We start from the raw sequence: 14,976 nt of genomic DNA, 5'->3' as shown, positions 1-14,976 counted from the left end.
GGAAAATGGGAAAGAAGTGGCATGAAACACTTTTTAGGTAACCGTTAAAATGCCCTGTTTATAGGGATTGATGGAACATTAAGGACTCAAAAATGCCCTATAAACAAGGGTGGGAAACTTTAGTTATTTTATAAATCTGAAAACTTTAACAACAAACAAATATGATAAATAACTCTATTTCATCTGGGAGAATCTTTTATATAGACATAGCCAAATGTATTGCAATAATTAGCGTTGTTGTATGTCATGTTTTATTGATGGACTTATATAGCTTTCATGATATATGGAATTCTCCATTAATGAAATTTGTCAGTTCTTATCAGATGCCCTTGTTTATGTTTCTTTCTGGTTTGGTGTCTATAACGGCACATCCTAAAAACGGCATCATACAAGATATTATAAGAAGAATTCAACAACTTATTGTGCCTTTTATTATTGTTGCATCAATATTTTCTCTATGGAAAGATCATTCTTTAGGATTTGTATTTGACACCTTTAAGTGGGGATATTGGTATTTGTGGGTTTTGTTTACATATTATCTCTTTTCTTATACATTAAATGGGGGGGGTAAAAAGATATGGCTTAGATATTTAATAGCTTTAGTCATTTGGTTTATAGCAACACGAATTGTAAATAGGCTTCCAGAAATGATAAGCAATCTATTAAGTTTGCAACTTATTGTCAAATATTTCCCTTATTTTCTGATGGGTAATATTATTAAACGTTATCAGTTACATGATAAGATTTTTGATAATTACATCCTCTTGTATGCTTCCATAATAATATGGATGTGTTCATCCTTGTTTTCCTTTCATTATGGAGAATATATAGTTTCATGTGCAGAAGTTCTGATTATTATGCATATCTGCAAAAGGATGGATTCTGAAAAACTAAAAATAAATAAAAGTTTAATAAGAGTAGGTCAGAGTACGTTATATATTTATATATTTCATTATTTTGCTATAGAGTTAATGGTAACAAATTGTTTTCAGCGTTTTTTAGCAAATGCTTCATGTTTCTTCATTGATTTATTGATGGCGACATTACCTGTTGCTGCAGCAATATCGTTCTCTCTTGTATTGAAATGGATACTGGAAAAAGACAGACTGATTATGAAATATGTATTTGGAAAAAAAGCATAAATAATATGATAAAGAAATTAATACGTAAGTTCATCGATGAACATTTCTTGATTCCGATGGCTTTCAAGAAAACCTCAAAACTTCAGATAATGAGCTCTATGGATTCAATAAGGTATATTATTGAACATAAATGTTCTCTGAGTCGTTTTGGTGATGGTGAGTTAGATAGCATAGAGGGTAAAGGTGGAGAATACCAGCATCCTTCGCCCAGGCTTTCAAAGATGCTTCTTGAATGTCTGCAATCTGATTTGCCAAATCACAAGGTTGCAATACCTAATCACCTGAACCATTATAATGGTAAACCGAAGCAAGGGTTTTGGACAAATTATGTAGTTGGACATCACAAGCAATTCCTCAAGTGGCTGTCTTTTGACAAGGTTTACCTTGACACTCAACTTACAAGATTTTATTATGAGCATAAAGACAAGAGCCATTGTGCAGAACATATAGGTTTGATTAAACAGATATGGGATGGTCGTGATGTCGTCATTGTGGAGGGAGCAAAGACCCGCTCCGGCATCGGTAATGATTTGTATGCCAACGCAAAGAGCATCCGACGTATATTGGGTCCTGCACTTAGCGGCTTTGACAGATATGACGACATATACAATTTTATAGTCAATAATGTAAATAAAGATAAATTAATTCTTTTATCATTTGGTATCTCAGCTACAGTATTAGCTTATGAATTGGCAAAATTAGGATATCAGGCTATTGATTTAGGACATCTTGATATTGAATATGAATGGTTCCGTATGGGAGCTAAAGACAGAGTTCCTATAAAAGGCAAGTTTACCAATGAATCAGAAGATGGTCATAATCCATCACAATGTACTGATCCAAGGTATGCAGAACAAATAATAGCTGACTTCTCATAAAGGTGACGGATATGAAATCAATTATCGTTATATTACCATATTTTGGTAAATTACCAAATATGTTTCCTTTTTGGTTGGAAAGTTGCAAATTGAATTCTTCTGTGGATTTTCTGATAGCCACTGACCAGCAGATTAATTGTGAAGCTTCCAATATTAAAGTCATACAAACTTCTCTGCCTGATATCAAAGACAAACTGGAGAGATTGTTGGGAATGCGGATTTGGCTGGAAAAACCATATAAACTGTGCGATTTTAAACCTCTGTATAAAGAACTATTCTTAGATTATGTCAAAGGATATGATTTCTGGGGATATTGTGATTGTGATTTAATCTTTGGAGATATTAGAGAGTTTTTAACAGATGAACTTCTTACCAAGAAAGATTATATTTTAGGAATGGGGCATTTTCATATTCAGAGAGTAATAAATGACAAGTTTGAAAATGTTTGGAAAACTGCACGTGGTCTATGGAGAGATATTCAATGGAAGGATGTTCTTAAAAGCTCCCAAAATGAATGGTTTGATGAATTGCCTTACGGTGTTTCTGGCCGATATTATGAAATGTATCCAGATTTGTTTTGGAGTGGGTTTGGACCAGAAAGACGATGTTATGATAGCCCTTCTTCGCAATATTTGCCATTCCGGGATGGTTATAACTGCTATGACCTGTATTTACAAGATCCAGCATACCAGAACCATGTAGACAGACTTTTATTCTGGAAAAGAAAAAAAAGTGATGAACTAAATAATATTATATATATTAAAGACGGAATATCACTTTATTCTGTCGGAACTAATAAAAAAGGTGAGATAATAAAAACTCCAATATTGTATGCTCATTTTTATAAACGTAAGTTTACGATAAAGACAAGCAATATGACATTTTATATGATTTATCCCAATACCTTTGATGATATAAAAAAAATAAGCGGAACATCATTGAGATGGTATGCGAATAATCCTTTGCTCTATCTGAAGACTAAGATATGCTCCGTCTTTTCAAGAATTAATGTAAAGTAGAATGGAAGATAATAATAAGCGTATTCTAAAAAATACGGTTTACCTTTATTTACGCCAATTTGCAATAATGGCGTTGAGTTTTTTTACTACAAGAATTGTTTTGGAGAAACTCGGTGCTTCAGATTATGGTGTTAATAATGTAGTAGGAGGTTTTGTTGCTATGTTTACTGTCTTGAACAGTATACTTCAGACTGGAACTCGTCGGTTTCTCTCCCTGAATTTGGGTAAGGGAGACGCCCTGATATTAAAAGACACTTTTTCTACAGCTTTTGTAATCCATTTGATTGTAGGAGTTGTTGTAGTAGTGTTATTGGAAACATTTGGAATATGGTTTCTTAATTCACAACTAAACATTGCTCCAGATAGAATGGGGGCAGCTAACTGGGTCTTTCAGTTTTCTGTACTTACGGTCTTTCTGAGTATTACACAAACGCCTTATGCAGCTGCGGTCACTTCCCACGAAAATTTTAGTATATATGCTTTTATGAGCATATTTGAAACCGTAGCGAAAGTTGCAGTTCTGTTTTTGCTGATTTTTATACCAGGTGATAAACTGATAATTTATTCAGCTTTGTTACTTGGAGTCTGTGTTATTAACATCAGTGTATATCGTATTTACTGTATCAGAAATTTTACAGAATGCCAATTTTCTCTAAGAGTGAATCGTAAATTATTGAAGGAAATGGTGAATTTTTCAGGATGGTCAGTTGTTGCTAACGTTTTTCAAGTGGGCAATACTCAAGGAGTATCGATTTTGTTGAACATATTCTTCAGTACGTTGGTAAATGCAGCAAGGGGCTTGGCTAATACAGTTACGTTCACAATAAGCCAGTTTGTAAATGGCTTTATAATTGCAGCAGAACCACAGCTAGTAAAGTATTATGGAGCAAATGATAAAGAACACTTTGAAAAATTAATTTTCAATATTACTCAATATACATTGTTCCTTCTTGCTATATTTGCTGTACCAGTTTTTATGGAGATAGATTATGTTTTGAAGATTTGGTTGACGGAGGTGCCACAATACACATCAGAGTTTATAAAGATTACAATCATTTCATCACTTATTGTCAATTCATACATTATGATAGACAAAGCGATTATAGCTTCTGGACATATCAAGCAAATGGCTTTAATTGGAAATACTATTCCTGTAATACAATTGCCATTAGTTTACTTATTCTTAAAATTGGGATATAGTCCCGTTGTTACTTATCTTATAACTTTAGTACCTCAGATACTTGGAATGTTCGCAAATCTATGGATTAGCAAGCGATATATAAATTTCCCTTCTGGCAGATTTTTCATTCAAATAATGACCAAAAATTATCTATTGATAGCAATAGCATGTATAATACCATACATTGTCAGAGAGATGATGACAGAAGGATTGTTGAGATTTCTTGTTGTTTGTTCTTTATCTGTTATTTGTACCATTGGCGTGATGTATTCGTTTGCAATGAATGCAGAAACAAAACAAATGGTTAGACAGAAATTTGTTGGAAAGGTTTTAAAACGTTTTCGTTAGATGCTGAAAGTTTCAATAATCATACCTGTATATAATGCCTCGGATTCTATAAGGAATATGCTCGATAGTATTCTTGCTCAGACATTGAATGAATTTGAGGTGCTTATGATCGATGATGGTAGCACTGATGAGTCTGGCAGAATACTTGAGGAGTATTCTGCAAAAGACAATCGCTTTAAGGCCTTTCATAAGCAGAATGAGGGGGTTGCTATGGCTCGCCAGTTGGGAGTTGATAATGCCAAAGGAGAATATTGCATTCATGCTGATGCAGACGACTGGATGGATCCTACAATGTTGGAAGAACTTTATGCTAAGGCAAAGGCAGAAAATGCCGATGTCGTTATTGCCGATTATTTTATTAGCTCTAAACATGGTGAGACTGTATGTAAGCAACGGCCATCAGAACTTTCTCCTGAGCAAGTACTTCAAGATATGTTTGACAACAAACTATTTGGTGCATTGTGGCATAAACTTGTTCGCACTGCTTTATATAAGAAGTATAATGCAAGGTTTTTCAAAGGAATAAACCATTGTGAAGATTTGCTTGTATGGGTGCAGTTATTACAGCATCCGGAAATGAAAATAACATATCTTCCAATGGCGTTTTATCATTATGTGGCAAATGACACTTCTATAACTCGTCATTTCACACGTAAGACATACGAGATGCGTTTGCGGTTTCGGGATAAGCTACAGGAGTTGCTTCATGTAGCAGATGCCAATAGCATTATAGAGAAAGTTTCTTTTGGAATCTTTACGGAAGGATTTATATACGATGTCTTGACGCAAGAAGAAACAAGGGAAGGATTGTGCATGTATAAACAACAGATTTCGGCATTGAAGAGCTTGAAATGGAAAATAGGCTTCTTTATGTTACGAATGAGTATGTGGAGAATGGCACATAAGTTTATTCATTATTAAATGACAGAAATATATTATGCAAAAATCAAATTATGCTTTAGTATCGGCACTTTATTCCAACAAAACTAAGGGACTGTATTCTGATATATATTTTCCTATTATACGTTACGCACTGGTTAAGATATTTTCGGGAAAAGTAGAATCCGACACGTATAGTTCGGCAGATAAGGTCGCTGAGTATATAGATGAAAAGTTCGGCATTCATATTCCTACGATAGTCATAGCGAAATCAATAACTAAGATAAGCATGCAGAAAGATGAAAATCTGCAGTTGGTTATATATGAGGGCGGTCAGAGTTTCTATATAAATAAAGCTCTTTTTAGCGATGACGAGCTAAACATAGAAAAGGAAGAACATTACTTTTCTGACAATTTGGAGACAATAGAGCGTGAATATAAATTGTTTATAGAAAGCCAGGGATGTAAGGATGATGGCATCTCGTTCTTACAATTCATATCAGATAATACAGATGATATTTTAGGCTATTTTGATGGTGAGGACAAGACTCGTGTTGATGATAAATATGCAACACTTATTTTCTTTCTTCAATATCTCCATAATTCAAATTTAGAATTGTACAATATTGTTAACCAGTTGTTCTGGAGTTCCATTATTGTTGCTTTTCTAAAAAGCGAAAAGCCTTTGGTTGAGGATTCCGAAAATGGTGTGAAAGCAGAGTTTTATCTTGACACATCTATAATATTAGGATTGTTGGATTTATCAACTCCCATGCGTGAAACTTATTCCAAAGAAGTTTTTACGATTATCAAAAATTCAGGCGGAATCCTTAGAGTAAATCCATTGACAATTGATGAGGTAACATATATTTTAAAGTCTGTTGAACAGAATGGAGCTAATCCTTTGACTGATATCGCTTCTGCTTGTGAAAGAAAAGAGTTAGAGTCTAATCAGATTGCACAAATCCGTTTAAATATTGATTCGATTTTAGCAAGAATAGGAATTCAGATATTTCCTGTTATGTCGCCTTCGGAAAAGCAAAGTGTAGTTGCAGAATATAAAGGCAAGCACGTTACGAAACTTTTAGGCGAATTTAGAAGTAAGAAGCCTGAATCCTATTCTCGTGATAACTATAGAGAGATACATGATCTTTATCTAAATGATTTCGTTAAACGTCGTCGAAAAGAGAAAAACGATACAGAAAATGTTTTTTTCTTGACAAACAATATAGACCTTATAACTTTTTGTAAAACGCAGAATAAGGGTGAAAGCTATATGATAAGTACAGGAAAGGTTGTACTTGACTTGTGGATGCATTATTCTAAGCCTATAGATATTTCTAATTGTGTATTAACAGAGACGATGGCAAGATGCTTGGAACTTCATCGTTCCAATGTCAGGTATAAATTAGCAGAAGTAGCTCGTTTTTTTAATAAAACGAAGGATAATTTCGACCCTAAGGTTTATAAAGATTTTATTGGGCATTTGTATCGAAGAGCTAAAAATGTAATTTCTACGGTTGAATCCAATCTGAATCCGCAGGATTCTGCATTTGCAAAGTTAATAACAGAATCGGTTGAGGCTGATAATCAGTTTTACAATGCGTCTTTGGCGAAAGTTCAGAAAGACAATGAAGAATTGAAGCAAGCAACAATACAGAAAGATTCTGAAATAGAAAAGATAAATATACTTGTAGACAACCTTAAAGGGCAAAATAATGACAAGGATAAACAAATTTCAGCATTGTCTTCTGAAAAACAAGATTTAGAAGCAAATTTGCAGAAGCATAGAAATGATTTGGAAAAAATAAAAAAGAGTGAGGAGGCTGCAAAAGCTTCAGCTTCACAAGCAGAACAACTAAATCAATGGTATAAGGAAAGAGATTCTTTGAATGAAGAAATTGGGCTATTAGAGGCCGAATTAGCTCCATTGGAGTCTTTAAGGTATAAATGCTTCAGAAACTATTCTCCTTTTTTATGGCTTGTCTGTGGCATATTGATTTTTTTGTCTTTTTTTTCAATAGTTGTACTTGTATGGTTTAAAATAGTTGCTACATGGACAATATCATTAGGAGGTGTTGGGGTAACTTTTAGTATATTTTGTTTTAATAGATATTATACTCTAAAAGAAAGAACAGAAGTGCGTGCAGAAGAAGCATATAAAAAATGGGAGACGAAAGCAGAAAATAAGAAATACATTCTTTTAAAACAACAACTTGCTTTCAAGCAAGAGCGATTGGAAGAAATAACCATAAACTTAAAACAAGTTAGTAGATAACATGAAAATAGCAATAATATCATTACCGCTTTCGTATAATTACGGAGGCTATTTACAATGTTATGCTTTGATGGAAACATTGCGCAACATGGGACATGAAGTTTTTTTTCTCCAACGTGAAAATACTTCAGAACCGTCCTTAGCAAAGCGAATTATTGATAAAACAAAGTGTGAACTTGAAAAAGTTGGTTTAGGATACTTCGTTTATGCGTTTGAGAAAAAAACGAATTCTGGTATCTATTATAAGACAAAGAATTTTCGAAATTTTGTAAAATTATACATAAAATCCTGTTCGCCCAAATTAAGAAACACAGAACAAGTTATCAGCTTTTGTAAGTCTCACCACATTGATGCTTATATTACTGGTTCTGATCAAATATGGCGAGGAAAGTATTCTCGTTCTGTAAACGATGCCTTTTTGGGCTTTGCACCACAAAATTCTTTAAAGATTGCTTATGCTCCATCTTTTGGTACTGATGAATGGGAGTTTAATGCAGGACAAACAACTTTTATAGAAAAGCAACTCAATACATTTCAGGCAATTTCTCTACGTGAAGAAAGTGGAGTAAAATTACTGCACGACAATGTGCATCTGAATCAGCATCCTAAAGTTGTTCTTGACCCAACATTTTTATTGCCAAGGCAACTTTATTTACAAATAGCGAAGTATGAGCCTATGAGGCATGGGGTGCTAACATATATTTTGAATCAGGATACTCAAAAGAAAAAAATGATAGATGAATTTTGTTTGGGGCAGGGCTTAGGGCAATATTCTGTTATTAATCCTAAGACAAATACTGACGTAATTGCAGGAGGACAGGGATATTCTGTTGAACAATGGCTTGCCGGATTTAGAGATGCAAGCTATGTGATGACTGATTCTTTTCATGCAACTGTGTTTAGTATCATTTTTAATAAGCCGTTTTGGGTCTTTGAAAATAAAGAACGTGGGAACTCACGAATTCTAAATATCTTGCACTTATTTGGGTGTGAAGATCGCTTGGTTCATTCTGATATGCATTTTGAAGAGGTGGATTGGAAGCGAACGATTGATTGGGATAAGGTTAATCAGCAAATGGAAAAAATGATTTCTTGTTCCAAAGAATTTCTAGAAAAAGCTTTGAAATATGATTGAGATAGAGAGAAAGGAACTTTGCTGTGGTTGTTCTGCTTGTGTGCAACGATGCCCCAAACATTGTATTTCTTTGAGTGAGGATGAAGAAGGATTCTTTTATCCCATGGTAAATAAAGACGTTTGCATAAATTGTAGATTATGTGAAAAGGTTTGTCCGGTTCTTCATCAAGATAAGCCCCAAAAACCTCAGGTTGCTTATGCTGCCATGAATCCTAATGAGCATGTTAGAATGAACAGTAGTTCTGGTGGAATCTTCACGATGCTTGCAGAATATGTAATCAATGATAATGGTGTTGTGTATGGGGCATCTTTTGATTCTGAATGGCATGTTAGGCATGAGGCGATCATGTCTATGGGCGAATTGGGTAAACTAAGAGGAAGTAAATATGTACAGAGTGATATAGGGCAAACTTATTTGCAGGCAGAAAAATCTTTGAGGAATGGTTCTCATGTTTTGTTTTCAGGAACACCATGCCAGATAGCTGGTTTAAAGAGTTTCTTGAAAAAAGACTATGCTAACTTGCTTACAGTGGATTTTATTTGTCATGGAGTTCCGAGCCCTGGAGTGTGGAAATGGTATGTTGATAAGCAAATTGCCGCCTTTAAGGCGGCTCATGGCGGAAGTACCGTTTTGAATTCTTCTCTAAACATTTCATCCTTGTTAAAGGATGTGAAGTTTAGAGATAAAACCGATGGATGGCGGAAGTACCGTTTTGTTCTTACTTTTGCCGAAGCCTCGGCTGAAGGCAAAATAAGTTCCGTTTTGTCCTCACTAAAGGATGATGATGGTTATATGGTAGCATTCTTGAATGATATATGTTTGCGTCCATCTTGCTATAATTGTCCATTTAAAAGTGGTAAATCAAGTAGTGATATAACGATTGCTGATTTTTGGGGCATCTCAAAATTTGATATAGGGATGGACGATGACAAGGGAACTTCTTTGGTGCTTGTAAATTCAAAACAAGGAGAGCTTGCCTTGAATTGTGTCCATGCAAAAATGTCAAAAGTGGATGTAAAAGCTGCTTTACAGTCAAATCAGTCTTGGAACGTAGCTGCAAAAAAACATGAATTACATGATAAGTTTTTTAAAAAATATAGAAAACATCATTCTGATTTTAAAAGATTTGTCTATGATTTGGTGCATACGAATAGCTTGTCAAAGCGTGTGCTACGTAAGTTGTTTAGAATGATAGGATTAACACAATTGCCAGTATAAATAAACAGATTATGATAGATAAGATAATAGATAAATATAATTATTGGACTAAGATAGTTGAGCGTCGTAAGTTGGCTGCTTCTGCCACTAAAGGACATCAAGTACATATGTATAATTGGTGCAATTTCTGGCCTCAAGATATGTGGTATATCGATTTTATTGAAAAACGAGGTCTTTTAAAAGAAAAGCCTAATCTTAAAGTGGGATTATATAGCATATTTGCTCCTATGTGGCTTAGAATGTTTGACAATAGTGATATACGCATATTTCAAGCACGTGAGAATTTACATAAAAGAGGAATGGAAAAATGGCTTCATCAGTTTGTAGATGATCCCAAAATTGATTTGTCAATAGGATTTGATTATATTGACCATACGCAATATCTAAGGATTCCATTTTGGCTTACTTGGAATGTATTTTCGCCAACAGATACATTCGAAGATATAAAACATAAGGTTAGTGATATGAATTCTCAAGCTAATCATAGTTTTCATAATCGGAAATTTGCTGCATTTCTTTCAAGTCATGATGACATAGGACGAAAATTGATTTATAACCAATTGTCAAAAATAGGAAAAGTAGATTGTGATGGAAGGTTATTTCATAACAATGATGAGCTGAAAACTGTCTATGGTGATAATAAGTTGGAATATCTTAGACATTATCGATTTAATATAACTCCAGAAAACACAAATTATGATGGATATGTTACAGAAAAATTGATGGAAGCCATTCATGCAGGTTGTGTACCTATATATAATGGAGGAGATAATTGTCCTGAACCTGATGTGCTAAATCAAGAGGCAATTATATTCGTTGATATGGGTAAAGAAAATATTGATGCCATAAAACTTGTTTCCGAACTTAACTCCGATGAGAAAAAGTATATGGACTTTGCTTGCCAAAAGCGATTCGTAGATGGGGCTGAGGATGTTATTTGGGGATATTATGAGACTTTGGAGAAGAAGTTGAGGGAAATAATTGCTAATGTGTGATGAAAGAGACAGCTAATCAGCGTAATCCATGGATTGACATTCTTAAGGCTTTTGCTATATATTTAGTTATAGTAGGGCATACGTTAAGTAATTGTATACAAAATGGGGGGGCAAATAAAATTAATAGTATAATTTATTTTGTTCACATTCCTTTGTTTTTAGTCATCAGTGGAGGCTTAGTTAAAGACAAAACTATGTGTAAAAGATTTTGGTTGGGACTTGTGAAGCGTTTTGTTATACCATATACTGTATGGACAATTATTCTGACTACATTTTATTTAGGTTTTGAACATTTATTGCACGATGGAATAGAAGCAAATGTGTATGTATATTTAAATAATTGGTCCCATTCGTTCCTTTGGTTTGTCAAAGCTTATCTTGTTACTTATATTTTGTGGCAGGCATTGCAATATTTTAAGCATCCATGTAGCCGATTACTGGTAGGATCTATAATTCTTGTTCTTATAAATTTAATTGTACAAGGGAATATGCCTTTAGCAGAAATATCCTCTCTATCGCTTTATTCCTATACCTTGTTCGGAGCTGGAACATGGGTTAAGAAATTCATAAACAAAATAAGTATTTATAGTATAGTAATGCTGATTATATGTTTTCTTTCATGTTTGCCATTTGCTACAAGCCAGAACAACTATTTCGAGTGCTCTTTTAGCCATATGCTCCAATATGGGGATTGGTATATTTTTATTATTCGTTTAGTTGCTGGTGTTTGTATAAGCATAGCGTTGATTTGGGTAGGACGAAAGAAGCAATTAGGTTGTTTTGCTTATAACCATATAATACAGAGTGTTGGGAGAAGAACATTGCAAATTTATATGCTGCAATCCTTACTGGTAGAAGCAGCGTTGAACAGAGTGATAAGATTGAATAATGATTTCATGGGAATCGCCACTTCTTTTGCTGTAGCAATTGTAATGACATTGCTCTGTTATATAATAATAGAAATAACAATGAAAATTAATTTATGTAGAACCCTTTTGTGGGGAGCAAAATAATTATGAAATATAAAGTGGCACAAATAATTCCATATTTTGGCAAATGGCCAGAATGGATAGAGCTGTATTTCTATTCTTGTGGTAGGAATCCGATGGTAGATTTTATCTTCTATACGGATTGTCCATTACCTAAACACAGATATAAAAATACTATTTTTCATCAATGCTCATATGAAGATTATTGTCAGTTATTAAGTGAAAAACTGGAAATAAGTTATGAGAATCCTCATCCTTATAAATTGACAGATTTAAAGCCTTTCATTGGTTTCATTCATCAAGAAGAATTGAGAGACTATGATTTTTGGGGAATGGGCGATTTAGATTTGGTATATGGAAATCTAAGTATGATTATTAATGATAGTAATATGGAACGTTATGATGTCATTACTACCCATAACTATCATATAGCAGCTCATTGTTGCTTTTGTCGCAACAACGATTATTATCGCAATCTTTGTTTTAAAATTGAAGATTGGAAGAGGAAAATTACAAATGAAAAGCCGATTTCTCTTGATGAGGGTGAATGGTCTGACTTAGTGTGCCCTCATATCCGTACAATTCGAAGAATCTATAAGTATTTGTGTCGTCCTTTTGGCGTTCATTATTTTAAAGTTTTAGACTTTCTAAATCCTGTATTCCATAAAAAAGTATTGCTTCATGAATATTGGACTAGTCCTCAGCCAAAGGATGGAGAGCAATGGATTTATGATGTAATGAATAATAGGATTGCTGACTTTAAGAAACGCTCACTCCCTTATTTACATTTCCTCTTTTTCAAAAAGACTCCTTGGCTGAAAACTGAAAATTACTGGCATGAAGGCTTTTGGAAACTGCAAGAGCCCATTGAAAGCTATAAACATATAAATATTGATATTAACGGTATTTCGTAAGCATGATAATAGAAAGAAATAGTCAAGAGAGCTTTGCATTTGACTTACTACGTTTTCCACTGGCTGCATTGGTGGTATTGCTTCATACGGCTGCGCCAGACAGTTCTGATGATTTTACATATTGTTTGGCCCATTATGTGAATGCTCCAATAGTACAGGTTGCTGTACCAGTTTTTTTCCTGATGTCTGGTTATCTGTTCTTTGCAGGAAAGGAAGAGTTTGGGTGGACGGTCTATAAAAAGAAAATAGGCAAGAAGGTACGTTCTCTGCTTGTTCCATATATTATCTGGAATTTTATCGCATTGTTTTTAGGCTATGGTTATTCTTATTACAAGAGTAGAACAATCGGTACTGTAATGCCTTGGGATTTAATGGAGATCCTTTGGGCTCATGGCGATGGAATAACTGCTACATCTACTTTGGGTTATGAATATCCTGTAATCGTCTCGCCTGTAGCTGGTGTCTTGTGGTTTATGAGGGATTTGATGATGATGATGATTTGCTCCATAGTAAGCTATCATATCATTAAAAGGTTAAAATGGTGGATTTTCCCGATTCTGATTATACTGAATGTGTTTAAGTTAGGTTTTCCATTTGTTGGTTTTAGCTTGGCAGCCATAACGTTTTTCCACATAGGCGCATTTTTTAGTATTCATCAAATACATGTGTTTGAATGGCTTGATAAGTATAAAGCTATTTGGCTTATATTGTGGCCATTGCTTGTGATTCTTCAAACGATAGGTGGGTTGTATGGTTATGACTTGAATAGTCTTAATAGTTTGCTCTTGATGTGTGGCGTAGCTTTTGTTTTTGTGCTTGCATATAAGATAGCAAGTTATCCAAATAGAGGGGCAAGCCTTGTCGCCCGCTGGGGAGAGACGAGCTTTTTTATATATGCTTTTGGAAATACGCTGATTTTGTGGTTTGTAAATAAGAATATTGGCTATATGTTGGAGACTGTTCCCTATATAGGCTCATTCTTAAACTATGAGTTCTTGTTTGTGGCTAAGGTCGTAGAATGTGTCATTGTTTATTATGTGATGAAACGATATGCACCTCGGGTCTTAGTTTTTTTGGTTGGTGGAAGAATTAAATAAAGATAAAAATGAAAGCAAAGAAAATTCTTTATATCATATTGTATTTGGTATTGCTAAATGGAGTTATTCAAACTTATTTATTTAAGAGTGAATTTGTACCCATTATTTCTGATATTTTGTTGTTCTATTTGGCATTTTCTCGAAAACACGACATTAAAGCGGTAAGTCGAGCGGTTGGCGTTTGGGTGGTAAGGCTATTTGCCATATTGCTTGTTGGCAGTACGGTAATAGCAATTGTGAATATGATGCCTCCGATATCTATCGTTTGGGGATTTCGTATGGTTGTTAGATATTTGCTGCTATTTATGATGGTATATAAATTCTTCAACTATACAGATGTAGTGAAGTGTAAAAAAATGATTGTTTGGTTCTTTTGGATAAATACCTTTATGGTAGTTTTTCAGTTTTATGTAGAAAGGAAAGTTGCAGATTTTATCGGTGGTACTTTTATGGGTAATAATGAACTCTTTGTATTTTACCTATTTTGTGCAATGTTGCTTTCAAAAGAATATTTTATAGGTCGATTAAGCAAATTATATTTTTTTCTATTGATTGCAATTGAGATGTTCATAGCAATGGTAGCAGAAATTAAAATCATGTATTTCACAATACCACTTGCGATATATGCTGTATATGTATTTACTAAGAAATTTAGTGTGAAGCATATCTTGATATTGGTACTTGCTTTCTTCTTCCTTGTTCCGACGATGAAGTCGGTCATGTCCCTTATGTATGGTGAAGAGTATGTAAATAGCACTTTTGATTTAGATTTTATTCAACCTTAATTCCGCAACACTATAGTTTAACATTATTTATAAGTGCCTGAGCAACAAAAAGTTGCCCAGGATTTTGCCATGTCAGAATTTTCACTTACCTTAGTGTTGCGAAAAGAAGACAAGCAAA

General features: G+C 34.1%; 13 protein-coding genes. All 13 read left to right on the top strand.

Annotated elements, in window-relative coordinates:
* Nucleotides 1–161 precede the first annotated feature (161 nt).
* From EXN75_RS15735 to EXN75_RS15675, 13 genes are read left to right on the top strand one after another with little or no spacing between them, the layout of a single operon-like run.
* Nucleotides 162–1,142, top strand: coding sequence for an acyltransferase family protein (locus tag EXN75_RS15735; RefSeq protein WP_134844538.1), 981 nt, complete (start codon nucleotides 162–164; stop codon nucleotides 1,140–1,142).
* Nucleotides 1,143–1,147: 5 nt separating this feature from the next.
* Nucleotides 1,148–2,020, top strand: a complete 873-nt coding sequence (locus EXN75_RS15730) for a GT-D fold domain-containing glycosyltransferase (protein ID WP_167639556.1) — start codon at nucleotides 1,148–1,150, stop codon at nucleotides 2,018–2,020.
* Between the two features lie 11 nt (nucleotides 2,021–2,031).
* Nucleotides 2,032–3,039 carry a DUF6625 family protein gene (locus EXN75_RS15725; RefSeq protein ID WP_134844536.1) on the top strand — a complete coding sequence of 336 codons (1,008 nt, stop codon included), beginning with the start codon at nucleotides 2,032–2,034 and terminating at the stop codon, nucleotides 3,037–3,039.
* 1 nt (nucleotide 3,040) lies between these two features.
* On the top strand, nucleotides 3,041–4,567 hold the full coding sequence (locus tag EXN75_RS15720) for a lipopolysaccharide biosynthesis protein (RefSeq protein WP_134844535.1): 1,527 nt from the start codon (nucleotides 3,041–3,043) through the stop codon (nucleotides 4,565–4,567).
* Complete coding sequence (locus tag EXN75_RS15715; protein ID WP_134844534.1) at nucleotides 4,568–5,488, top strand: glycosyltransferase family 2 protein; 921 nt, start codon at nucleotides 4,568–4,570, stop codon at nucleotides 5,486–5,488.
* A 16-nt stretch (nucleotides 5,489–5,504) separates the two neighbouring features.
* The gene (locus tag EXN75_RS15710; protein WP_134844533.1) at nucleotides 5,505–7,724 is read left to right on the top strand and encodes an AAA family ATPase; all 2,220 of its coding nucleotides are present in this window, start codon (nucleotides 5,505–5,507) and stop codon (nucleotides 7,722–7,724) included.
* Nucleotide 7,725: 1 nt separating this feature from the next.
* Nucleotides 7,726–8,859 carry a polysaccharide pyruvyl transferase family protein gene (locus tag EXN75_RS15705; protein ID WP_134844532.1) on the top strand — a complete coding sequence of 378 codons (1,134 nt, stop codon included), beginning with the start codon at nucleotides 7,726–7,728 and terminating at the stop codon, nucleotides 8,857–8,859.
* Nucleotides 8,852–10,078, top strand: coding sequence for a Coenzyme F420 hydrogenase/dehydrogenase, beta subunit C-terminal domain (locus tag EXN75_RS15700; protein ID WP_134844531.1), 1,227 nt, complete (start codon nucleotides 8,852–8,854; stop codon nucleotides 10,076–10,078). Before EXN75_RS15705 ends, EXN75_RS15700 begins: the two co-directional genes overlap by 8 nt.
* 11 nt (nucleotides 10,079–10,089) lie before the next feature.
* A complete protein-coding gene (locus tag EXN75_RS15695) occupies nucleotides 10,090–11,073 on the top strand; it encodes a glycosyltransferase family 10 domain-containing protein (protein WP_134844530.1) in 984 nt (327 codons plus the stop codon).
* Entirely contained in the window at nucleotides 11,073–12,086 is a 1,014-nt protein-coding gene (locus EXN75_RS15690) for an acyltransferase family protein (protein WP_246031447.1), read from the top strand. Before EXN75_RS15695 ends, EXN75_RS15690 begins: the two co-directional genes overlap by 1 nt.
* A gap of 2 nt (nucleotides 12,087–12,088) precedes the next feature.
* Complete coding sequence (locus EXN75_RS15685) at nucleotides 12,089–12,976, top strand: DUF6625 family protein (protein WP_134844528.1); 888 nt, start codon at nucleotides 12,089–12,091, stop codon at nucleotides 12,974–12,976.
* A gap of 2 nt (nucleotides 12,977–12,978) precedes the next feature.
* The gene (locus tag EXN75_RS15680) at nucleotides 12,979–14,073 is read left to right on the top strand and encodes an acyltransferase family protein (protein WP_134844527.1); all 1,095 of its coding nucleotides are present in this window, start codon (nucleotides 12,979–12,981) and stop codon (nucleotides 14,071–14,073) included.
* 8 nt (nucleotides 14,074–14,081) lie between these two features.
* Nucleotides 14,082–14,858: a hypothetical protein gene (locus tag EXN75_RS15675; protein ID WP_134844526.1), complete on the top strand. Its 777-nt coding sequence runs from the start codon at nucleotides 14,082–14,084 to the stop codon at nucleotides 14,856–14,858.
* Nucleotides 14,859–14,976 lie beyond the last annotated feature (118 nt).

It is taken from the genome of Segatella hominis, from assembly GCF_004535825.1.
GTDB lineage: Bacteria > Bacteroidota > Bacteroidia > Bacteroidales > Bacteroidaceae > Prevotella > Prevotella hominis.
The sequence above is the reverse complement of the archived record's forward strand: the minus strand, read 5'-3'. Positions and strand labels throughout refer to the sequence as shown.